The following is a 21,937-nucleotide window of genomic DNA, read 5'->3' on the forward strand; positions in this document are numbered from 1 at the left end:
GGCCTCAACCCTTCACAGCCGTCAGGAAATAATCCAGCGCCACCGAATCTCCCAGCGCAAACCCGGTCCCCGGCGAGAACACCAGCCCCTGCGTATCCACCACCCGCAACCCCGCCGCGACCAGCAGCGCGGTCAGTTCCTCGGGCGTCAAAAACCGGTTCCAGTCATGCGTCCCGCGCGGGATCCGGCCGGTCCCCTCCGCCACCGAAATCAGCGCCAGCCGCGACAACGGCGTCCGGTTCGGCGTCGACAGGATCAGCAGCCCCCCCTCCGCGATCGCCCCCGCCAGCCCGCGCACGAACCCCGCCGGATCGGTAACATGCTCGATCACCTCCAGGCTGGTGACCAGGTCGAACTGCCCGGTCATCGTCTCGACCCCGCACGCACGGTAGTCGATCGCCAGCCCGCTCTGCGCCGCATGCGCCTCGGCCACCGCGATGTTCTCGGGCGCGGCATCGATCCCCGTCACCGCCGCCCCCAGGCGCGCCAGCGGCTCGCACAGCAGCCCCGCACCGCACCCGACATCCAGCGCGCTGCGCCCATCCAGTGGCGCGAAGCTTGTCGCATCACCGCCCCAATGCGCATCGACCTGCGTGCGGATATACCGCAACCGCGCCGGATTCAGCTTGTGGAGCATCGCCGACGAACCCTTGGGGTCCCACCAGTCCTGCGCCATCGCCCCGAAATGCGCGGCTTCCTTCGGATCGATTGTTGCGTTCGCGCGGGTGTCGCTTGCCAGTATCATGCGCGCTACCTATCAGGGCCGCCGCTTCGACCCAAAGGGATTTGCGCATTTGGCCCGTATCGTGATGAAGTTCGGCGGCACGTCGATGGCCGGGATCGAACGGATCCGAAACGTCGCCCAGCGCGTCAAGCGCGAGGTCGATGCCGGCAACCAGGTCGCCGTCGTCGTGTCCGCGATGGCGGGCGAGACCGACCGCCTCGTCAACTTCTGCCGCGAAGCCTCGTCGCTCTACGACGCCCGCGAATACGACGTCGTCGTCTCGGCCGGCGAACAGATTACGAGTGGCCTGCTCGCGATCGCCTTGCAGGCCGCCGGCGTCCCCGCGCGCAGCTGGCTCGGCTGGCAGCTCCCGATCAACACCTCCGACGCGCACGCCTCCGCGCGCATCGGCGAGATCGACACCGCCGCGCTCGACGCCAGCCTCGCGAACGGCGTGGTCGCGGTGATCCCCGGTTTCCAGGGCGTCGCCGCCGGGCAGCGCGTGACGACGCTCGGCCGTGGCGGTTCGGACACCTCGGCGGTGGCGATGGCCGCGGCGATGAAGGCCGATCGCTGCGACATCTATACCGACGTCGACGGCGTCTACACCACCGACCCCAGGATCGTGCCCCGCGCGCGGAAGCTGAGCAAAGTCACCTACGAAGAGATGCTGGAACTCGCCAGCGTCGGCGCCAAGGTTCTGCAGACTCGCTCTGTCGGCCTGGCGATGAAGGAAAACGTGCGCGTGCGCGTGCTGTCCTCGTTCGAGGACGGCGATACCAACGACGGACATCGTGGCACGCTCATCGTGGGCGAAGAGGAAATCGACGACATGGAACGCCAGCTCATCACCGGCATCGCGCACGACAAGAACGAGGCGAAGATCACCCTGACGCAGGTCAGCGACCGGCCGGGCTCGGTCGCCGCGATCTTCGCGCCGCTCGCCGACGCCGGGATCAACGTCGACATGATCGTGCAGAACGTCGCGCACGCCAACGGCGGGACCAAGTCGACCGACGTCACCTTCACCGTCCCCGCCGCCGACCTCGCGCGCTCGCTCGACGTTCTCGACAAGGCCAAGGACGCGATCGGCTACGCCACCGTGGTCCACGACACCCGCGTCGCGAAGGTCTCGGTGGTCGGCGTCGGCATGCGCAGCCACGCCGGCGTCGCCGCGACTATGTTCACCACGCTCGGCGAACGCGGCATCAACATCCAGGCGATCGCGACGTCCGAGATCAAGGTCAGCGTGCTGATCGAGGAGGACTACACCGAACTCGCCGTCCGCGTACTCCACACCGCCTACGGCCTCGACGCCGAAGACGCGGCCTGAATCACTTTTCCCCTCCCGCTTGCGGGAGGGGCGTGAACTAAGTCCCCCTCCCGCTTGCGGGAGGGGCTAGGGGAGGGCATGTGGCGGCAATGACCGATACGCACACGACCGCCCGCCCCAGCAACACCGTCGGGGAAGACAGACTCGCCCGCCGCATGGCGCGCGGCGCGGCGTTCCTCGGGTCCCAGGTCGCGATCCTCGGCGGCGCGATGTCGTGGGTCAGCGAGCGCAACCTCGTCTCCGCGATCTCCAACGCCGGCGGCTTCGGCGTGATCGCGTGCGGCGCGATGACCCCGGCGCTGCTCGATACCGAGATCGCCGCGACCAAGGCGCTCACGACCAAGCCGTTCGGCGTCAACCTGATCACCATGCACCCCGATCTGTTCGCGCTGATCGAGGTTTGCGCGAAGCACCAGGTCACGCACGTCGTCCTCGCCGGCGGCCTGCCGCCAAAGGGCAGCATCGAGGCGATCAAGGCCACCGGTGCCAAGCTCATTGCGTTCGCCCCCGCGCTGTCGCTCGCCAAGAAGCTCATCCGCAGCGGCGTCGACGCGCTGGTGATCGAGGGGATGGAGGCCGGCGGCCATATCGGCCCGGTCTCGACCAGCGTGTTGGCACAAGAGATGCTGCCCGAGATCGCCGACCAGATTCCGGTGTTCGTCGCCGGTGGCATCGGCCGCGGCGAGGCGATCGCCGGCTATCTCGACCAGGGCGCGGCGGGCGTACAGCTCGGCACGCGCTTCGTCTGCGGCACCGAATCGATCGCGCATCCGAACTTCAAGAAGGCGTTCATCCGCGCCTCGGCGCGCGACGCGGTCGCCAGCGTCCAGCTCGACCCGCGCCTGCCCGTCATCCCGGTACGTGCGCTGAAGAACGCCGGCGGCGAACTCTTCACCGCCAAGCAGCGCGAGGTCGCCGGGCATCTCGACGCCGGTCGCGTCGAGATGATGGAGGCGCAGCTGCAGATCGAACATTACTGGGCGGGCGCGCTGCGCCGCGCGGTGATCGACGGCGATATCGAACACGGCTCGGTGATGGCCGGCCAGTCGGTCGGCATGGTCAAGAAGGAAGAGCCGGTCGCCGACATCATCGCGACGCTGATGGCCGAGGCCGCCAGCGCGCTGGAAGCCCGCGCCGCCTAGCGCATCCCGCTACGCCGGCGCGACCATCGCGACCTTGGCGAGCGTGGCACGCAACGCCGGGGTATCGTCCTCGCGCGCCAGTTTCATGCCCATCAGACCCGCGGTGATCCGCACCACCGCGGTCTCGCCGTCGGCGACGTCGACGACCAGCGGCGCGGTCCGCTTGCCCTGAGCGATCGCGACGCAGACCCGGCGTCCGGGCGATATCGTGATCGCGGCGAAGCGCGGACTCTTCAGCTGCGTGACGACCGCGCCGTCGACCTCGACATCGACCCCGATCATCATCCCCATCTTGCTTTCCCGCACCACCAACAGTCGCGCCGTCCCCGCGGCGGCGGTCGGTTCTGCCAACACCGCACGGCGTGTCGCCTCGTCGGCCAGCGGCACGCGGCGGGTACCGCTGAACAACAGGAAGACAATACCGGCCGTCATCCCGAACACCACGGAGATGAAGCTTGGATCCGCCTGATGCCGCTGCCCACCCGCGGCGAGCGCGGTCAGCAGGAACGACGTCACCCCGGATACCAGCATGACGATCACGACGAACTTGATGATCCGGCCCATGGAGGCCTCCTCGGATAGGGATTTGGTCGCCGGCTATCGCAAAATCACGCCTTACGCACGGCCGCTCAGTGATTCGATTCCGCAAACTCCAGCCCGTCGCCGATCGTGTCCAGCGTCGGCAGCGCGCGTGCGGGCAGCGTCTTCCAGCGGACTTTTCCCGGCCCCTCGTCCTCGATCGTGCCGGTGGTGACCTTGGCCCGCCGCGTCAGGTAGTTCGCGCTGAACACCTCGGTCTCGCCGCTGCCGCGATGCGTATAGTCGCGGTCGAACCCGATCAGCGCAAACCGCGCGCCGTCCCAGCGGAACGACAGGGTGTTCGTGCTCGTCCCCCAGCCGCCCATGCTGCGCCACACCCCCAGCGTCAGCCGGATCACGCCGCCGCGGACCGCCAGGCCGTCGTCGAACGGATCGTCGCTGTACGGGTCCTCAAGGCGCGGTATCACCGCGGCATTGACCACGCGCAGGCTGTATCCCGCGGCGCCCCCGAACGCCACGATCAGCACTCGGGGATTGGTGTTAAGCGGCCCGCCGCCACGATCCGCGCCGACCACGCAGTGCGCGTCCGCACCCCGCAACACCGCGACCAAATCGCCGTGGCCATCGCTGTTCAGGTCGGCGCGCACCGATCGCTCGACCTTCCATCCCGCCGGCGCGAACCCGGCAGCGGACGCCGCGACGCGACCCGGCTTCGGCAGCGCCGGCATCGTCATCGCCGGAATTTCGAGCGGGTCGTCGGACGCCGCGGCCGGCGCGGTCGCGGCACAGATCGCCGCCGCAGCGAACAGGACCATCATCGTCTATTTCGCCAACGGAAGAGGGGAGGGATCGGTCTTGGTGGCAATCACGCGACCGGTGCGGTCGATCACCGCCCAGCGCCCGCCGGCCATCGCCTGATGCTCGGCATCGACCTGCACCGCCTTGCATCCGGTGCAGACCTCCGCGCGACCGTGATCGAACGGATAGCCCCAGTCATATTGCGTCGCGATGACCGGCCGCAGGTCATGATCGTAATAGGTCAGCTTGCCATGCCGCAGCCCGCGCACCAGCCCCTCCCGGAAATAATCGCCGCCGTTGTCGAGCATGAAGACGCGGACGGCGCGTCCGTCCCGCCGGACATACGCGATCCCGAACCCGTCGATGCGAACTTCCGCCAGGCCATGCTCGAACGCCATCCGCGCCAGATGCGCCGGGTCGATCCGCGGAAGATCGTCCTCGATCCGCGCGCACGGCCCATGCGACTGGAGTTCGCCGTCCCGCGCGACATAGCTGCAGTCGAGCGGATAGGATGCCCGCGCTTCGACCGGGCTCGCCGCCGCCAGCAGCGCGACCGCCAGCGCGACCATCACGATACCCGGTCGTCCCGCGGCAGATCGGCCTCGGTGACTGGGCGCCGCGACCGGCTGTCGTACGCCCGCGGGAAAAGCATCCGGACCCGCCGGAACGCTGCCCGCATCACGAAGAACAACACGCCGAGCACCAGCGCCCAGGGCAGCACCGCCGACAGGACATAGATCAGCGCGATGATGCTCGACCGCATCGTCTCGCCGGCTTCGCCGAATGCACCGCCCAGCTGTTCGCCAAAGCTCGTCTTGCCGTCGTAATACGCCCAGATCGACGACGTCGCGACGCGGTCCTGCACCTCGGCGACCGCGGTGCGGTTGGCGACGCTGTCCTTCGCCCCCGCCTTGGCCTGCGCATCGGCGATCTGCTTCGAAACGTCCTCGGCCTCGAACTCGCGAGAGGTCAAGCTTCCCTGCAGCGCGGTCACCGGGGCGATCAGCGCCTGCCCGAACCGGCGCGCATCGCCGCTCGCGACGACGAAGCGCGTCGATCCCGCGGAGCTTCCGGTCCCTGCGTTGCGGTGCATCTCCTGCATCCGGCACCGCGCGGTCCCCAGCTGGTCGCACAGTGCGATATGGCGGTCCTGTGCCTGGGTGACGACATCGCCGGGCAACGCGAAACGATAGGTGTAGCCATAGGACATCTGCGCCGCGTCGCCGCCCCGAACCGGCAAGCCGTTGCCCGCATCCGGCGCTTTGCTGCATCCGGCCAGAACAACGACGATCGGCAACACCGACACGATCAATTTCTTCAACGCGATACCTTCCCGGGCAGTTGAATGACGACGGCGAGATCATCGAAGTCGACGACCGGTATCGCGATCGTTTCGCAGCGAGGCCAGCGTTTAAATCAGGCGATCTGCAACCCCGCCGTCAGGACTTCCAGCAACGCGTCGACCTTGGGCGTCAGCTGCCGGTTGCGCGGCCAGACCAGATGCAGTGGCAGCCCGACGGTCGCGGCCTCGGGCAAAATCTCGACCAAATCGCCGCGCGCGAGGTCATCCTTGATCAGCCAGGTCGCCAGCTGCGCGATCCCGAACCCCGCCTTGACCGCGCCGACCTGCGCCTCGGCACTCCCCAGCACGATCCGCGGCGTCATCGTCCGCTCCTCGACACCGCCGGTACCGTTGGCAAAGCGCCACGGAATCGTGCTGCCATCGGCGCGGCCGTAGAGCACGCAGTCGAAGTTCGAAAGGTCGTCGCCCGACTGCGGCCGCCCGCGGCGCTCGAGATAGGCGGGCGCGGCGCAGAAGATCACGCGTTCGTTGCCCAGGTGACGGTGGCCCAGCGTCTCTCCCCTCGCATCCGACGCGCCGATCCGGATCGCGACGTCGATCCCCTCCTCGACGATGTCGACCTTCCGGTCGGTGAAGGTGATGCTCGGCCGCAAATTGGGATGGCGCTCGGCAAAGGCGAGCAGCAGCGGCATCGCGTGCATCCGTCCGAACGCGACCGGCACGTCGACTTTCAGCCGCCCGACGATCTCCGATCGATGCGCCGCCAGCACCGCCTCGGCATCCGCCAGATCGCCGAGCACGCGGACGCAGGTGTCGTAGAACGCGGCGCCGACATCGGTCAGCGTCAGCCGCCGCGTGGTCCGCTCGAACAGCCGGCTGCCAAGCCGCGCTTCCAGCCGCGCGACGCTCTTGCTCACCGCCGAATTGGTCAGGTTCAGCCGCGCCCCCGCCGCGGTGAAGCTGCCGGCATCCGCGGTGCAGACAAAGGCCTCGATGCCCTTCAGTCGCTCGGAAGGAATCATGCCGCGCTCCACTCTGGAATTTATGTCTCGATAGACGAGAAATAACACCGTGAAACCCAGGATTTTGTCGCGCGTAGAGGGGGGCATTGCAGGAGTTTACGAATGCCCCCCGTTTCGACCATGCCCAATACCACCGCGCCCCCCGGTCAGAAGACCGCAGGCCACGGCCTCGCCGTGCTGCTACTCGCGATCTCCGCGTTCGTGATCGTCACGACCGAGTTCATCATCGTCGGCCTGCTGCCCAGCCTGTCGCGCGATCTGAACATCTCGATCTCGACCGCGGGCCAGCTGGTCACGCTGTTCGCGTTCACCGTCATGCTGGCGGGACCGTTCCTCACCGCGATGCTGTCGCATTTCGAACGCAAGCGGCTGTTCGTCGCGATCCTGCTGATCTTCGCGGGCGCGAACGCGCTCGCCGCCGCCGCGCCCGATATCTGGATCCTCGGCTTCGCACGCTTCCTGCCCGCGCTGGCGCTGCCGGTGTTCTGGGGCACCGCGAGCGAGACCGCCGGCGAGCTCGCCGGGCCTGAGAAATCGGGCAAGGCGGTCGCCAACGTCTATCTCGGGATTTCCGGCGCAATGGTGCTCGGCATCCCGCTCGGTACGCTCGCGTCGACCGCGTTCGGCTGGCGCGGCACGTTCTGGGGCCTGTCGGGGCTGTCGCTGCTGATGGCGGTGCTGCTGCTGGTGGTGATGCCGACGCTCGCGCGCCCGGCCCGCGTAAAGCTCGCCGAGCAGGCGCGGATCCTCAAGGACCCGTATTTCCTCGGCAACGTCGTGCTGTCGGTGATCGTGTTCACCGCGATGTTCACCGCCTACACCTATCTCGCCGACACGCTGGAAAAGATCGCCGGGATCCCGGTCGGACAGGTCGGCTGGTGGCTGATGGGGTTCGGCATCGTCGGATTGGGCGGCAACTGGCTGGGCGGCCAGTTCGTCGGGCGCGGACCGCTGATGGTCACCGCGATCGCATCCTTGGTGCTCGCGATCGGGATGGCCGCGACGACCCTGGTCGCCGGCTCGCATGCCTGGCTCGCGGTCGCACTGGCGGTCTGGGGCATCGCCAACACCGCGCTCTACCCAATCTGCCAGGTCCGCGTGATGCAGTCGGCCAGCCATGCGCAGGCGTTGGCCGGCACGCTCAACGTCTCGATGGCCAATGCCGGCATCGGCCTCGGCGCAATCATCGGCGGGTCGGTGATCCAGCATTGGGGTCTCGCCAGCGTAGGCTACGTCGCCGCCGGAATCGCCATCCTCGCGGCGGTCTTCACGTTGCTGGTCGCCCGGCTCCGGACCCGCAGCGCGGTCTGAGACGCTGTCCATTCTGCCCAATCCCGAAGGAACCGCCATGTCGAAGGTATCGACCGACACCGATTACGCCGCGCGCGACGCGAGCATCGCGATCAACAGCTACACCACCGTGCTGCGCCGCCCCCGCGTGCCGCACGACGTGTTCGCGACCTATTGGCGCGACGTCCATGGTCCGCTGTGCTCGCGCATCCCCGGGCTCGGCTGGTACGTCCAGATGCATCTGGACCGCGAACAGGACGCGCATCTGTGGCCCGCGATCGACGGCATCGCGGCGTTCCCCAACTATGAACTCGATGGCGGCGTAGAGATCGGGTTCGCATCGAAGGCGGACCAGGAGACTTTCAACGCCGCCAGCCACATCCTGTTCGCCGACGAACAGAACATGTTCGCCGCCACCGTCGCCTACGCGCTGCCGAACGGCTCGCGCACGCTGGTCGACCGCATCCCCGATCCGATCCCCAACAGCGACGACGGCATCGATCGCATCCATGTCCATCTCGGCGCACGTGGTACCGATACGGCGGCGTTCGGCGATGCCGTGACCCGCTTCGCCGAGACGCTTGCCGCCGACCCGGCGGTGGTGCGGCTCCGGCTGCATCTGCCCGACCGCTATGACAATGCCGACCCGGCACCACCGGCGCCCAATGTCGACCATCTGGTCCCCGCCGAGCGCGCACTGATCGCCGTGCTCGACCTCGGTTTCGAAACCCCGCTTGCTCGACGCGCGTTCCTCGAATCGGACGCGTTCCTCGCCGCCTACGCCGCACAGAAGCCGCATATCGCGCACGCATCGGCATTCGCGGTCAGCGGCGTCTACACCTATGTCCGCGTTGGCCAACTGACGACGGCAGGCCTCCGCGGCAGCCGTGCAGCCCAGCTGATCGAACGCCTCGGCGCCAACAACCAGGTCGCGGACGACGTGCGCCACCTGATCGAGACCGGCACCATCGACTAGCGATCACGCGCCCCCCCCGGCCGGTAATAACTTGTTACCGGCCGACGTGCGTCTGTAGAGAGGATGAAATTGAAAAGGGGACGCCGTGGCATCTGGATCAACCACCTATGAGTGGAAGCCGCACCATCTGCGTCTGGCGGTCGACGCTGCGGGGGTCGCTTTGTGGTCCTGGAATGTCGATACCGACCTGCTGACGATGGATGCGCACGGCTTTGAACTCTGGGGCATGCCGTGGAGCGAGGCGGTCACGTTCGAGGAACTGTCGTCGCACATCCATCCCGCGGACCGCGACCGCGTGCGCTCCGCGTTCGCCGCGACCCGCGCCGTGCTTGGCCCCTACGAGACCGATTTCCGCATCGTGATCGACGAGGAAGTCCGCTGGATCGCGGCGCGCGGCCAGGGCGAGGATGCCGGGATCGTCGGTCGGACGATGTACGGCATCTTCCTCGACGTCACCGGTCGGAAACAGGCGGAGGAAGGCAGCGAACTGCTCGCCGGCGAGATGAGCCACCGCGTCAAGAACCTGCTCGCGATCGCATCGGGGCTGACCAACATCACCTCGCGGTCGACCACCACGACTGAGGACATGGCGCGCGAACTCACCGGTCGGCTGACTGCGCTGGGGCGGGCGCACGATCTGGTCCGGCCGCTGGCCGCCAAGCAGGGTGCCGCGGCGCTGCTCGGCGACCTGCTGTCGATCCTGCTCGCGCCCTATGACGACCTCGGCGCCTTCAAGGGCCGGATACGCGTCGCTGTCGAGCGTTCGGGCGTCGGCGAGTCCGCAGCGACCGGCATCGCGCTGGTGGTCCACGAACTCGCCACCAATTCGATGAAATACGGCGCGCTGTCCGAACCCACCGGCACGCTCGATATCGCCAGCACGTCGGAGGCCGACCATATCGTGCTGACCTGGCTGGAACGCGGCGGCCCGCCGGTGGTGAAGCCTGCGGAACCGGCCGGGTTCGGCAGCCAGCTGGTCCGGCGCAGCGTGATCGGCGGCCTCGGCGGCGCGATCGACCATGACTGGTCACCCGAAGGTCTGATCGTCACCCTGCGCCTCAAGCGCAGCCGCCTCGCGCTATAGGTTGGCGGTCGCGCGCCGGGCGAAATTCCACTGCCACAGCATCAGCAGCGGCACGACGATCGTCTCCATCCCCAGCCCGAGCACATGCCCCTTGGAGGGCACGCCGACCGCCAGCAACGACACCAGCCGCGCGCATCCGCCGACGAAGATAAGCCCGCCCAGCAACCGGAACCGCGGACCCTTGCGCGCGATATCGGGGATGCAGCTGACGAACCCCAGCCCGGTGGCGAAGAAGATGCCCGAGATATACCGGAAATGGCTGTCGAGATCGCGCGGCACCTCGGCCAGGTGCCCGAACGGCGCCGGGCCGTGCAGGATGCCCTGGCCACCGACGATCAACGGCAACAGGCACGCCACCGCGATCACCGCCTGCAGCAACCGCTTCTCGATCATGGTCCGCGCAGGGGTCACCGCATCTTCTCCAGCAGTTCCGGCCGGATCCGGAACGCGCGCAGCGAAATCCGCACCTCGACCATGAACCCGACCAGCGCGGCGATCAGCAGGATCATCGCGGCGATGAACGACACCGCGACATAGCGGCCGAGATGCAGCTTCGCGAGGCTGCCGACGAACAGCAACGCAATCAGCAGGCAGGTCATGATCGCGCTGGTCACCGACAGGAACAGCGCGGCGTTGATGATCGTCATGCGGCGGTCGAGCAGCCGCAGCTCCGACACGTGGCGGTCATGCTCGGGCCCCGAACTGCTCGGGTGCAGCTGCTCCAGCGCCCGCGCGCGATCGATCACCCGCGACAGCCGCCCGGCCAGCACGTTGAGCAACTGGCCGATGCCGGCCAGCATGAACACCGGCGCCAGCGACAGCTGGATGGTCTGGGCGATCGTAGAGATTGCGGGGATTTCGAGCATGGAGTCCATCATGCGGGCAAACGCGGCACGAAGGAAGTCGGTCCGGTTAGTAGGGCCGCCGGTTGCTTTCCACGACTTGGTAACCCGCATCGGCTAAGGGGCAGGGGTGACGAAGCCCATCCTCCTGGCCGATTTCGTGCGCCTGCCGCCGGCGATTGTCGCGGAAGTGGTGGTCGGGCTGTCCGCCGCGATCGACACCGTCGCCGATCGCGCGGCGCCCAGCCATGCCTTCCTGCGCTACGGCTGGTATGCCGCCGCACTGGCAGCCTACGGAGGCCAGGCGCGCACGCTGCTCGTCGGCGAGCACGACGCGCCCGTGCTGGCGCTGCCGTTCACCGCGGCGGGTCCGCGCTGGCTAAGGCTCGCCACGGTCCCCGGCTGCTACTGGCCGTTCCGCAGCTTCGGCCTCGCGCTCGGCACCGGCGACGCCGTCCTGAAGGTCGCGCTCGCGACGCTGGCGAGCTCGGTCAACGGTCTGCGCATCGGCCCGGTTCTCGACGGCGACCCGGCGGCGACCCCACTGATCGCCGCCGCGCGCGCTGCCGGCTGGACCGCGATCGACCGGCAGCTCGGAACCAGCTGGACGCTCGACCTCGACCCCGTCGTCGATGGCCATCCCTGGCCACGCGCCTCGACGCTCCGGAAAAATCGCTTCCACGAAAAGCACCTCGCCGCGCATGGGTTACCCGACTGGCGATTCCTGTCCGGCACCGACTGGCCCGCCGGCTTCGACGCACTCGCCGCGATCGAGCAAAAGAGCTGGCTCGCCGCAACCGACCGCAGCGACATGAAGTTCACCGACAGCCACGGCGCATTCTGGCGCGCGGCGGTCGCCGATCCGGTGCTCGCCGACATGCTCCGCGCCGCGCTGCTGACCATCGACGGCGCACCCGCGGCGTTCTCGTTCGACATCGACACCGGCGACCTGCTCTACGCCGTCGCCAACAGCTACGACCCTGCCTTCGCGAAACACTCGCCGGGCAAGCTGCTCTACTGGCGCAACCTCGTCGCGGCGATGGCCCGCGGCGCGCGGCGGGTCGACTGGGGTTCCGGCGACAGCGGCTATAAACAGGTCATCGGCGCCACCGAAGGCGCCCCGATCCGCGACTGGCTGCTGCTCCGCCCCGGCCTCCCCGCGCTCGCCGGCCGGGTGCTCGGCTGGCTATGGCGTCGCAGCAGTCAACGACGGATGTAGCGGAAATACCAGACCTCGTGCCCGTGCCGCCGCGCCTTGCGCTCATACCGAGTCTCGGGCCAGTCGTCGGGGCGCACCAGGAAGTCCTGCGGGGTCTTCGCCTGCCATTCGAAATCGCTGCGCTGGTTCATGATCATCATCGCCCAGCGGCAATAGGTCGGGTCGTCGGTCCCCAGCCGGAATTCGGCGCCCGGCATCAGCTTGGCGGCGATCGCGTCCAGCGGCCCATGGTTGACCATGCGTCGTTTGGCATGCCGCGCCTTCGGCCACGGATCGGGATGGAGCAGATACACCCGCGACAGGCTCGCATCGGGCAACCGCTCGATCACCTCCAGCGCATCGCCCATGTGCAGCCGGACATTCTCAAGCCCACCATCGCGGATATGCCCCAGCGCGCCCACCACGCCGTTGAGGAACGGTTCGCAGCCGATGAACCCGGTCTCGGGATGCGCCGCCGCCTGTCCCGCCAGATGCTCGCCCGCGCCAAACCCGATCTCGAGCTGCAAGGGCCGCGAATCTCCGAACAGGGTCTCCGCATCAAGCGCCCCGGTCTCGGGCACGGACAGCTCGGCCAGCGTCGTCTCGACGAGCGCGGACTGGCCGGCGCGCAGCTTGTGGCCCTGGCGACGGCCATACAGGCGGCGAATGGTGGCGGGATCGTTCATCGCCGCGCGCTCTAACGGCATCACGCCCCGGAGCAAAGCGCCGCGCCGTCCGTTGCATGACCGAATGGCCGATCACCCCCCCGAAGACGACGTCGACTCGCTGAAAGCAGCCGACGCCAAGGACCTCCACCAGGCGGTACGCGAAGCGGGCGAGGAGGAACTCGACCGCCCGCTGGCGTCGCTCGCGTTTTCGGGCCTCGCGGCGGGTCTCGCGATCTCGAGCTCGCTGGTCGCAGAGGGCGCGCTGCACGCCGCGCTTCCCGACACGCCGTGGCGCGAGCTGGTGGTGTCGCTCGGCTATCCGATCGGCTTCCTGATCGTCATCCTCGGCCGGATGCAGCTGTTCACCGAAAGCACGATCACCGCGATGCTGCCGCTGGTCACCAAGCCATCGGGCTGGGCGCTCAGGCGCACGCTAAGGCTGTGGGCGGTGGTGCTGGCCGCCAACCTCGCCGGCACCGCGATCACCGGCGGCGCGATCGCCGCGGGGCTGCTCGGCAACGCCGACCTGCGCGACGCGATGATCGCGGTGTCGACCGGCATCACCGAACTCTCGCCGATGGCGACGTTCGTCAACGCGATCCCCGCAGGCTTCATGATCGCGATCCTCGCCTGGTCGCTGCCGAATGCGCGCGACCAGGCGTTCCAGGTCATCGTCGCCATCACCTATGTCGTCGCGGTTGCCGGGTTCAGCCATTCGATCGTCGGGTCGGTCGAGGCGTTCCTGCTGCTGTTCTCCGGCCACACCGGCGTCGTACAGACGCTCGCCGGGCTGGTGCTGCCGGCGATCCTCGGCAATCTGCTAGGCGGCGCTGGCATATTCGCGCTGCTCGCGCACGGGCAGGTCCGCGGCGAAATGAAGGAAGGCAAGGAATGACCACAGCGAAACAGGCCGTGAAGACCGTCGTCGCGGCGGACGAGCGCGCCACCCACAAGGCCGCCCGCCACCGCGACACGCCGCTGGTGAAGGCAACCGGCTTCCTGGCCGAGCTCGGCGACCAGCCCCAGATGATCGCAACCTCGGTCGGCACCGCGGTGGTCGGGCTCGCGCTGAAGCGTCCCGACCTCGTCCGCGGCGGCGTCCGGATGCTCGCCGCGCACGTCGTCGCCACCGCGGTCAAGACCGCCGTCAAGCGCTCGGTCGACCGCGCCCGCCCCGAAAAGGCGATCGACGACGGCAAGACGGTGTTCGAACCCGGCGAAAGCCGCGACCACGACCTCACCTCCTTCCCCTCGGGCCACACCGCCGGCGCGGTCGCCGTCGCCATCGCGGTCTCGCGCGACGTCGACGGCGCCGCAGTCCCCGCCGCCCTCCTCGCCACCGGCATCGCCGCCGCCCAGCCCGTCAACGGCAAGCACTACCTCACCGACCTCGTCGCCGGCGCCGCAGTAGGCTGGATCGCCGAAGCCCTGGTCAGCGCCGTCTTCGACCGCGTCGCGCCACGCGTCGAGGATGTGGTCGACGCGCGGCCGTAAGCACCTAAAAATTGCAGATGTCGGACGTAGATGCTTCCGCAAGCACTTCGATCGTATGCCCGTCGAACCTAGTGGCAGGCGAGCTACTTTCGTCGACGCGCGTATCAGTCGCGGACAACTGCACAGACGCCTTGGTCTCTCGGTCGATCACAATTGGAATCGCATCGTGACCGGCGACGTCGTGCGCTAGGCGCGGGGCAACCATCGGCTGATGCGGCGCCCGACCCAGCGAGCGTTGCGGGCGATCGCCCATCGGACCGGAGCGTGATATTGCGCGAGGCTACTGGCATAGAATGTATTGGTGGGTGCCAGCGTGCATGCGGTCGCGGCATGATACTGCGCCTCGGGTCGCCGACCTTGGCACCAATGAAGGTGCCCGGCCCAGTGATGCAGCGGCGCAAGGTGCGGATCTCGCGTTACCATGTCCTGCGCCACGACAAACGCTTCGTCGACGCGCCCGATGGCGGCCAGTGCCTCGCTATACGCCAATGTGTAGCCCCAGAACCGCTCGCTGATCTCCACGGCCCTCTGATGATGGTAGAGCGCTTCGCCATGTTGACCCGACGTCCCGAGGCGCAGCCCGAGCACGTGGTGGGTTAGCGGGCTGTCAGGCGCTACCCCCACCGCCCGCCGGGCAATCCGGATTGCCGTGCGCGAACGTGAAGCGGGCTGCAGCCGCGCGAGTTCGCCGAGATAGACATCCGATTGGCGGCGGCGAGCGTGCGCGTCGCGCCGGAACGTCGCCGCATCGAAGCGATCCTCCACCATTTCGATCACCGCGCGCTGCAATAGTCCGGCGGCATTGAGATAGGTGGTGGCGGGGTGCGCGATATAGGCGAGCGAAACAGATTCGATGGGAATGTCGGCGGCTATGCGTCGGACATGCTCTGCATCATCCAGCCGCGCATCGGCGATGACGACGGTGCGAACACCGCGCTCGATCGGGCCGTTCCATTCGGGCAGCCAGTCAATTGTCTTCGCGTCATCCGGCCAGCGCCATTCGAACGGCACGACCACCGGGTCGACGCTGTATTGCGGCGACACCGCGAGGCAGGCGTGGGCGCCAAGCCGGGGGGCAAAACGGATCGCAGCATAGGCACCCATGCTGGACCCATAGGTCACGACATGCGCGGCGCCCGCGATCCGTGCGCGAACGACGTCGAGCGCAACACCGATATCGCGATATTGGTACCAGTGGTTGCCCGCGCCGAGAACCGCGATCTGGGAAACGCCCGCATCCTTCAGAAACGCTTCGGCGAATCCTGGTCGATCGAACCCCGGCCCGGCGCTGTGATGGTCGAACGTGACTACCCACCGGTTCTGATCGGTGCCCGGTATGCACCGGACAAGCAAAGTCTCGCTACGATATAAATCTTCCGCCACCAATCCCCCCAGGCATGCATCTGCTAGGTTAGGCGATCGGGTGGCACTGTGTCACCAGCTAGTTGCTTTGCCTTATCGCTGTCGAGCGAAGGTCCGACGTGTGCAGGCAGAATGGCCTGAGGTCGGCACAGATATCTTGTGCAGAAAGGCATTTCCGCCGCTGTTCAGCATTCGCGCATAACTGGGGGGAAGGGCCAGTCTCGAACCGGTAGAGAACGGGGCACGGTTGACCGTCAGCCCGCCGCATGGCCTTTGCTTGCCCTTCCATCATCGGCACGATGGAAGGGCAGGCGTAGGCAATTCGCCGCGACGATCGACAGGCAACGAAAAAGCCCCCGCCGGACGATCCGGCAGGGGCTTCCTGTACCACCAACCTAGCTACCCGAAGATCAGGCCACTGCAGCCTTCAGCTTCTCGACCAGATCCGTCTTCTCCCAGGTGAAGAAATCACCCTCGGGCTCGCGACCAAAATGCCCGTACGCGGCCGACTTCTTGTAGATCGGCGCGTTGAGCTTCAGATGCTCGCGGATGCCTTTCGGCGTCAGGCGGACCAGCTTCGGCAACACCGCCTCAAGCGCGGCTTCCTCGACGGTGCCGGTGCCGTGCAGGTCGACATAGACCGACAGCGGCTCGGCGATCCCGATCGCATACGACAGCTGGATCGTGCAGCGCCGCGCGAGGCCCGCCGCGACGACGTTCTTCGCCAGGTACCGCGCGACATACGCAGCCGAACGGTCGACCTTGGTCGGATCCTTGCCGCTGAACGCGCCGCCGCCGTGCGGGGCCGCGCCGCCGTAGGTGTCGACGATGATTTTCCGCCCGGTGACGCCTGCGTCGCCGTCGGGGCCGCCGATCTCGAACGCGCCAGTCGGGTTGATGTAGATCGCGGTGTCGTCCGAGATGAAGCCGTCCGGCAGCACGTCGGTGAACACGCCCATCACGTAATCACGCAGCACCGCGTACTTCGCCGGATCGGGGCTCTGGCCCTTTTCCGAATAGCCCGGCGCATGCTGCGTCGACACCACCAGCGCGGTCGCGCGGACCGGCTTCTCGTCCTGATATTCGAGCGTCACCTGGCTCTTGGCGTCGGGCTCGAGGAACGGGGCGGCACCCGAATGGCGATCGGCGGCCATCCGCTCGAGGATCTTGTGGCTGTAGTACAGCGTCGCGGGCATCAGCCCCGGGGTCTCGTCGGTGGCGTACCCGAACATGATGCCCTGATCGCCGGCGCCCTCGTCCTTGTTGCCGCTCTCGTCGACGCCCATCGCGATCTCCGCGGACTGGCCGTGGAGGTTGTTGTGGAACGCGAACGTCTCCCAGTGGAAGCCGGCCTGCTCGTAGCCGATTTCCTTGACCGTGTTGCGCACCGCGGCCTCGATCTCGTCGAGCACGCCCGGCGCCCACTGGCCGTCCTCATAGATGCCCTTGCCGCGGATTTCGCCGGCCAGGACGACCAGCTGGGTCGTGGTCAGCGTCTCGCACGCGATTCGCGCCTGCGGATCCTTGGCCAGGAACAGGTCGACGACGGTGTCGCTGATCTGGTCGGCGACCTTGTCGGGATGGCCTTCCGAGACCGATTCGGAAGTGAAGAGAAAGGACTTGCGCATAGTACCTCACGGCTAAGGCCCGACCCAGGATCCTGGGGTTGGAGCGACATATAAGGAAAGCTTTATATGTTCCTAGCGCGGCCGGCGACGCAGGGCAACGGCCATCGCAAACAGCAGCCCGGCGACGATCGCCGCCATCGCGTTGCCGACCCGCGAGAACGGCGTGGGGGCAAGGGCGGGCGGCATCGGCAGTTCGACCGCGCCCGCGGTCTCGTGCGGCACGGTCGCCAGCAGCCGGCCATCGGCAGCGATGATCGCGGAAATCCCGGTCGGGGTCGCGCGAACGATCGGCAGGCCCTCCTCGATCGCGCGCATCCGCGCCTGCGCCAGATGCTGCGGCGGGCCCCAACGGCCGAACCAGGCGTCGTTCGACGGATTGAAGATCAGCCGCGGACGATGCGCACGGTCGACGGTCTGTCCGGAGAAGACGATCTCGTAGCAGATCTGCATCCCGATCGTGCCGAACCCGGGCAGCGTCAGATTACCGGGGCCGGGCCCCGGATTGAAGTCGATATCGCCCGGCACCAACCGCGCCAGTCCGAGCGGCTTCAGCAGCCACGGCATCGGCAGGTATTCGCCATACGGCACCAGGTGCGCCTTGTCGTACCGCCCGCGCAGCCGCGCCTGTCCATCGAGCGCGAACACGGAATTGGCGGCGCCCGAAATCTTGTCGTCGCGGTCGAACTGCAGCGCGGTACCCCCGGTCAGCAGGATATCGCCCGGCCCCAGCAACCGCGCGATCCGCCGCCGCAGGTATAGCGGGCTCGACCAGTCATAGGCGTAGAACGGATAGCCATCCTCGAGATAGTCGCGCACCACGCCTTCGGGCCAGACCACCAGCCGGGCCTGCGTACCAGGCGTGCCCGACAGCTTTTCCAGCGCCGACAGCACGCGTTCGCCGTCCGACTCGCTACGATCTTCCTGCCCGATATCGGGCTGGACGACGCGCACCAGCGGAGTCCCGGGCGCGGCGGCAGGGGCGTCGGTCCACAATGCCGAAAGCGCTGCCAGCCCCAGCGCCGGCACCACGATCGCCGGCAGCGCATACCGCCGGCGGAGCAGCAACATCAGCGCACCCGCGGCAACGATGGTCACCCCCGACAGCGCATAAGTGCCGATATACGCCGACAGCCGTGCCACGCCGATCGCCGGCAACCAGACCACACTGAGCGGATCCCACGCATAGCCGGTGAATAGCACGCTCCGCAGCCGTTCGCTCGCGATCCACGCCGCGGCGAACATCAGCACGAACGCCGGATCGATCGCCCCCCGCCGCGCGATGCGCCAGGCAAGCACGGCGGCGAGCATCGGGAACAACGCAAGGTACAGCGCCAGCCCGACCGCCGCGAAATAGCCGAGCACCGGCGGCATCGCGTCCTGGAAATCGAACGCGTGCTGGAACCAGTTGTTGTTGACGGTGAAATGCCCGAGCCCGAACAGCCACCCGCGCACCGCAGCACTGCGCAGCGTTGGCGCCGCATGGATCTGGCCGATCCACAACCCGGTCGCGATCAACGTCAGCGGCCACAGGTCGAGCGGCGCAAACCCCGTCGCGGCGATCGCCCCGAGCAACAGCGCGGCAAGGGCAGGGGAGGTAAGAAAACGGTTCACCCCCGCGCTATGCCGCGCGCGCCGGGCCTCGGCAATCTTTCACCATTCCCCACCCCGGCGAAGGCCGGGGCCCAGTTGGGAAGGCCGGAGTAACGAAGCGCGGTCTTTCGTCACCATCGTCCCCCAACTGGGCCCCGGCCTGCGCCGGGGTGGCGATGAGGCGCTTCCCCCAGTCACGTTTAGGATGACGACCGCTTACCCACACGGTATCACCTCACTCATGACGCTCCGCCCGTTCCATCTCGCCTTCCCCGTCCACGACATCGCCGCCGCGCGCGCGTTCTACGCGGGTACGCTCGGCTGCCGTGAAGGCCGCAGCAGCGATGCGTGGATCGATTTCGACCTGTTCGGACATCAGATCGTCGCGCATCTCGATCCGTCCGCGCGCGCCGTCGCGGTCGCCAACCCGGTCGACGGCCACAGCGTCCCCGTCCCGCATTTCGGCGTCGTGCTGACGATGCCCGACTGGGAAACGCTGGCCGCGCGCGTCGCCGCTGCCGGGGTGACGTTCGGGATCGCCCCGCATATCCGCTTCAAGGGCCAGGTCGGCGAACAGGCGACGATGTTCTTTTGCGACCCGTCCGGCAACGCCCTCGAGTTCAAGGCGTTTGCAGACGACGCACAGATTTTCGCGAACTGAGGACGTCCCATGGCCAACCCGATCACGCTCGACATCCCGCATACCCTCGGCAAGCAGGCGGTCCGCCAGCGGCTGGAGGGCGGCGTCGACCAGGTCGTCTCGAAGATCCCCGGCGGCGGCAAGGTCGATCACCGCTGGGAGGGCGACACGATGCACTTCACCGTCCAGGCGATGGGCCAGACCATCGCCAGCAGCGCCACGGTGTTCGAGGACAAGGTCCACGCGGTCGTCGACCTGCCCGGAATCCTCGGCCTGTTCGCCAGCAAGATCAAAGGCGCGATCGAACGCGAAGCCCCAAAGCTGCTGAAATAACCCGGCTGGGCGGGGCTAGTCCCGGCATCCAAAGCCCCAGGCGCAGCCCCGCAACCCTGGATCCTGACGTTCGTCAGAATGACGGTCCCTCCCAAACTCCGTCATCCTGACGAAAGTCAGGACCCAGGGTCCCAAGCGCCGCGCTCGTAAACCCGGGCCCCGCACCAAAACCGCAAGCCCTACCGCGCGCTAACCCGCCAGATCCGGTTCCCGACATCGTCCGCAACCAGCAGCGCGCGGCTCTTGTCGGTGATCACCCCGACCGGCCGCCCCTGCGCCCGGCCATCGGCATCCAGAAACCCGCCCAGCACATCCACCGGCTTCACGTTAGGCGTTGGAAACCCGTTTGCGGCAAACGGCACGTACACCACCTTGTACCCCGACACCGGCTTGCGGTTCCACGACCCGTGCTCGCCCACGAACGCGCCATTGGCAAACCGCGCCCCCAGTCTGGCATCCGGCGCGAACGTCAGCCCCAGCGCCGCGACATGCGGCCCCAGCGCGTAATCCGGCCGCTTCGAATATTCCTGCAGCGCCGGGTTCTTCGGCTCGACCCGTGCATCGGGATAGCCGCCCCAATAATACCACGGCCAGCCGAAATTATCCCCGAACTCGATCTGCGTCAGATAGTCGGGCGCCAGGTCCGACCCCAGCTGATCACGCTCGTTGACCACGGTCCACAGCCCCCCGGTCTTCGGGTTCAGCGCCATCCCGTTCGGATTGCGCAAGCCGGCGGCATAGATCCGCCAGTTCTTGTCCGCCGGCCACACCTGCAAAATGTTGGCGCGGTATTTCTCCGCGTCCATGCCGTTCTCGGCGATGTTGGTCGACGACCCCACCGACACGTACAGCGTCTTGCCGTCCGCCGCGGTGATGACGTTGCGCGCCCAGTGATTGCCACCCGGATTGAGCTTGATCACCAGTTCGGGCTTGGCCGTGATCTTCGTCGCGCCCTCGACATACGGCACGCGGACCAGCGCATCGGTGTTCGCGATATACAGCTGCCCGTCGAGCAAGGTCATCCCGAACGGCGAATTCAGCCCGGTCATGAACGCGGTCTTGGTCTCCGCCACGCCGTCGCCGTCGGCATCGCGGAGCAGCGTGATGCGGTTCGCCGACGGCGTTCCCGCACCCGCGCGGCCCATCAGGATCTTCATCACGAAGCCGGTGATCCCACCCCCCTCGCGCGGCGGCGAGTTGGTTTCCGCGACCAGCACGTCGCCGTTCGGCAGCCGGTACATCCAGCGCGGATGATCGAGCCCGCTCGCGAACGGCTGCACCTTCAGCCCCGCCGCCGCCGTCGGCATCGCGTTGCCCTGCCAGCCGACCACCTTGGCGACGTCGACCGTCGGGATCAGCTGTTCGCGCGGCGCGGTGATCCTGGGCAGCTTGCCGGTGACCGCATCGACCGGCAGCTTCGCGGTGTCGGGCCAGGCGAAATAGGCGATCCCCGCGGCGATCACGAGCAGGATCAGGCCGGAGACGATGAGGATGTGTTTGCGCATGCCGCAAGGGTAGAGAAGCGCGCCGGACTGGGCAACCCGGGGCAACCCGGCGGAACCAACGCCGCGCACGCCGGTTGTCCCGCCACCGAAACGACCAGGAACGATATTCTATGAAGACCGCCTTCACCGCCGCCATCCTCGCCGTCTCCGCGCTGTCGCTCGCCGCCTGTGGCGGCAAGGGCGACGACAAGCTCGGCGACCAGGTCGAGCAGGCCGCCGACAACAACGCGGCAGCCCTCGAAGCGACCGCCGACAACCTCCAGGACCAGGCCAAGGCGATCCGCGACAACGGCGAAGAGCGCTCCGACGCGATCGACGACGCCGACGTCAACGCCGACGCCCTGACCAACGGCCAGAAGGCCGCGGTGATCAACGGCACCGCCGAGGTCAAGTAACCGGCCCCGGCCCGCGGCAACGCCGCGGGCCGCTTCGGCGCAAGATCGCCCGCGGCAACGCCGCGGGCCG

General features: G+C 67.7%; 24 protein-coding genes. 11 read left to right on the forward strand and 13 right to left on the reverse strand.

Annotated elements, in window-relative coordinates:
* Window positions 1-4: 4 nt before the first annotated feature.
* Entirely contained in the window at window positions 5-745 is a 741-nt protein-coding gene (gene ubiG / locus SJY20_RS02475) for a bifunctional 2-polyprenyl-6-hydroxyphenol methylase/3-demethylubiquinol 3-O-methyltransferase UbiG (RefSeq protein ID WP_380785026.1), read from the reverse strand.
* 49 nt (window positions 746-794) lie between these two features.
* On the opposite strand from ubiG, the gene SJY20_RS02480 reads away from it, so the two are divergent.
* On the forward strand, window positions 795-2,057 hold the full coding sequence (locus tag SJY20_RS02480) for an aspartate kinase (protein WP_380788526.1): 1,263 nt from the start codon (window positions 795-797) through the stop codon (window positions 2,055-2,057).
* A gap of 155 nt (window positions 2,058-2,212) precedes the next feature.
* Window positions 2,213-3,199 carry an NAD(P)H-dependent flavin oxidoreductase gene (locus SJY20_RS02485; RefSeq protein ID WP_380788528.1) on the forward strand — a complete coding sequence of 329 codons (987 nt, stop codon included), beginning with the start codon at window positions 2,213-2,215 and terminating at the stop codon, window positions 3,197-3,199.
* 9 nt (window positions 3,200-3,208) lie between these two features.
* On the opposite strand, the gene SJY20_RS02490 is transcribed toward SJY20_RS02485, so the two are convergent.
* The 5 genes from SJY20_RS02490 to SJY20_RS02510 all read right to left on the reverse strand — a co-directional run bounded on the left by SJY20_RS02490 (window position 3,209) and on the right by SJY20_RS02510 (window position 6,862).
* Window positions 3,209-3,763 carry a hypothetical protein gene (locus SJY20_RS02490; protein WP_380785027.1) on the reverse strand — a complete coding sequence of 185 codons (555 nt, stop codon included), beginning with the start codon at window positions 3,761-3,763 and terminating at the stop codon, window positions 3,209-3,211.
* A gap of 65 nt (window positions 3,764-3,828) precedes the next feature.
* A complete protein-coding gene (locus SJY20_RS02495) occupies window positions 3,829-4,554 on the reverse strand; it encodes a hypothetical protein (RefSeq protein WP_380785028.1) in 726 nt (241 codons plus the stop codon).
* 6 nt (window positions 4,555-4,560) lie between these two features.
* Window positions 4,561-5,106: a WG repeat-containing protein gene (locus SJY20_RS02500; RefSeq protein WP_380785029.1), complete on the reverse strand. Its 546-nt coding sequence runs from the start codon at window positions 5,104-5,106 to the stop codon at window positions 4,561-4,563.
* On the reverse strand, window positions 5,106-5,858 hold the full coding sequence (locus SJY20_RS02505) for a hypothetical protein (protein WP_380785030.1): 753 nt from the start codon (window positions 5,856-5,858) through the stop codon (window positions 5,106-5,108). The genes SJY20_RS02500 and SJY20_RS02505 overlap by 1 nt, the downstream gene beginning before the upstream one ends.
* Window positions 5,859-5,953: 95 nt before the next feature.
* Entirely contained in the window at window positions 5,954-6,862 is a 909-nt protein-coding gene (locus SJY20_RS02510) for a LysR family transcriptional regulator (RefSeq protein WP_380785031.1), read from the reverse strand.
* A 120-nt stretch (window positions 6,863-6,982) separates the two neighbouring features.
* On the opposite strand from SJY20_RS02510, the gene SJY20_RS02515 reads away from it, so the two are divergent.
* From SJY20_RS02515 to SJY20_RS02525, 3 genes are all read left to right on the forward strand, one after another.
* Window positions 6,983-8,173, forward strand: a complete 1,191-nt coding sequence (locus SJY20_RS02515) for an MFS transporter (protein ID WP_380785032.1) — start codon at window positions 6,983-6,985, stop codon at window positions 8,171-8,173.
* A gap of 37 nt (window positions 8,174-8,210) precedes the next feature.
* Window positions 8,211-9,128, forward strand: coding sequence for a hypothetical protein (locus SJY20_RS02520; protein ID WP_380785033.1), 918 nt, complete (start codon window positions 8,211-8,213; stop codon window positions 9,126-9,128).
* Between the two features lie 85 nt (window positions 9,129-9,213).
* Complete coding sequence (locus SJY20_RS02525; RefSeq protein ID WP_380785034.1) at window positions 9,214-10,212, forward strand: sensor histidine kinase; 999 nt, start codon at window positions 9,214-9,216, stop codon at window positions 10,210-10,212.
* Here the strand turns inward: SJY20_RS02525 and SJY20_RS02530 are convergent.
* On the reverse strand, window positions 10,207-10,623 hold the full coding sequence (locus tag SJY20_RS02530) for a DUF4345 domain-containing protein (RefSeq protein ID WP_380785035.1): 417 nt from the start codon (window positions 10,621-10,623) through the stop codon (window positions 10,207-10,209). The genes SJY20_RS02525 and SJY20_RS02530 overlap by 6 nt on opposite strands.
* A complete protein-coding gene (locus SJY20_RS02535) occupies window positions 10,620-11,078 on the reverse strand; it encodes a DUF2721 domain-containing protein (RefSeq protein WP_380785036.1) in 459 nt (152 codons plus the stop codon). Before SJY20_RS02535 ends, SJY20_RS02530 begins: the two co-directional genes overlap by 4 nt.
* Before the next feature lie 106 nt (window positions 11,079-11,184).
* On the opposite strand from SJY20_RS02535, the gene SJY20_RS02540 reads away from it, so the two are divergent.
* Window positions 11,185-12,273 carry a GNAT family N-acetyltransferase gene (locus tag SJY20_RS02540; protein WP_380785037.1) on the forward strand — a complete coding sequence of 363 codons (1,089 nt, stop codon included), beginning with the start codon at window positions 11,185-11,187 and terminating at the stop codon, window positions 12,271-12,273.
* Here SJY20_RS02540 and trmB read toward each other — a convergent pair.
* Window positions 12,258-12,938, reverse strand: a complete 681-nt coding sequence (trmB, locus tag SJY20_RS02545) for a tRNA (guanosine(46)-N7)-methyltransferase TrmB (protein ID WP_380785038.1) — start codon at window positions 12,936-12,938, stop codon at window positions 12,258-12,260. The genes SJY20_RS02540 and trmB overlap by 16 nt on opposite strands.
* A gap of 64 nt (window positions 12,939-13,002) precedes the next feature.
* Here trmB and SJY20_RS02550 point away from each other — a divergent pair, with 64 nt between their 5' ends.
* Entirely contained in the window at window positions 13,003-13,815 is an 813-nt protein-coding gene (locus SJY20_RS02550) for a formate/nitrite transporter family protein (protein WP_380785039.1), read from the forward strand.
* Complete coding sequence (locus tag SJY20_RS02555) at window positions 13,812-14,414, forward strand: phosphatase PAP2 family protein (protein ID WP_380785040.1); 603 nt, start codon at window positions 13,812-13,814, stop codon at window positions 14,412-14,414. Before SJY20_RS02550 ends, SJY20_RS02555 begins: the two co-directional genes overlap by 4 nt.
* A gap of 186 nt (window positions 14,415-14,600) precedes the next feature.
* Here the strand turns inward: SJY20_RS02555 and SJY20_RS02560 are convergent, their stop codons facing one another.
* From SJY20_RS02560 to lnt, 3 genes are all read right to left on the reverse strand, one after another.
* Window positions 14,601-15,797 carry an alpha/beta hydrolase gene (locus SJY20_RS02560; RefSeq protein ID WP_380788530.1) on the reverse strand — a complete coding sequence of 399 codons (1,197 nt, stop codon included), beginning with the start codon at window positions 15,795-15,797 and terminating at the stop codon, window positions 14,601-14,603.
* Window positions 15,798-16,186: 389 nt separating this feature from the next.
* Window positions 16,187-17,404 carry a methionine adenosyltransferase gene (gene metK, locus SJY20_RS02565; RefSeq protein ID WP_380785041.1) on the reverse strand — a complete coding sequence of 406 codons (1,218 nt, stop codon included), beginning with the start codon at window positions 17,402-17,404 and terminating at the stop codon, window positions 16,187-16,189.
* Window positions 17,405-17,476: 72 nt separating this feature from the next.
* Window positions 17,477-19,015 carry an apolipoprotein N-acyltransferase gene (gene lnt / locus SJY20_RS02570; protein ID WP_380785042.1) on the reverse strand — a complete coding sequence of 513 codons (1,539 nt, stop codon included), beginning with the start codon at window positions 19,013-19,015 and terminating at the stop codon, window positions 17,477-17,479.
* A gap of 220 nt (window positions 19,016-19,235) precedes the next feature.
* Between lnt and SJY20_RS02575 the strand changes: the two genes are divergently transcribed.
* Both SJY20_RS02575 and SJY20_RS02580 read left to right on the forward strand, forming a co-directional pair.
* Entirely contained in the window at window positions 19,236-19,655 is a 420-nt protein-coding gene (locus SJY20_RS02575; RefSeq protein ID WP_380785043.1) for a VOC family protein, read from the forward strand.
* A 9-nt stretch (window positions 19,656-19,664) separates the two neighbouring features.
* Window positions 19,665-19,967, forward strand: coding sequence for a polyhydroxyalkanoic acid system family protein (locus tag SJY20_RS02580; protein WP_380785044.1), 303 nt, complete (start codon window positions 19,665-19,667; stop codon window positions 19,965-19,967).
* 179 nt (window positions 19,968-20,146) lie between these two features.
* Here SJY20_RS02580 and SJY20_RS02585 read toward each other — a convergent pair whose 3' ends face one another.
* Entirely contained in the window at window positions 20,147-21,472 is a 1,326-nt protein-coding gene (locus SJY20_RS02585) for a PQQ-dependent sugar dehydrogenase (protein WP_380785045.1), read from the reverse strand.
* 110 nt (window positions 21,473-21,582) lie between these two features.
* On the opposite strand from SJY20_RS02585, the gene SJY20_RS02590 reads away from it, so the two are divergent.
* The gene (locus tag SJY20_RS02590; protein WP_380785046.1) at window positions 21,583-21,867 is read left to right on the forward strand and encodes a hypothetical protein; all 285 of its coding nucleotides are present in this window, start codon (window positions 21,583-21,585) and stop codon (window positions 21,865-21,867) included.
* Window positions 21,868-21,937 lie beyond the last annotated feature (70 nt).

It is taken from the genome of Sphingomonas sp. R86521 (assembly GCF_042466235.1).
GTDB lineage: Bacteria > Pseudomonadota > Alphaproteobacteria > Sphingomonadales > Sphingomonadaceae > Sphingomonas.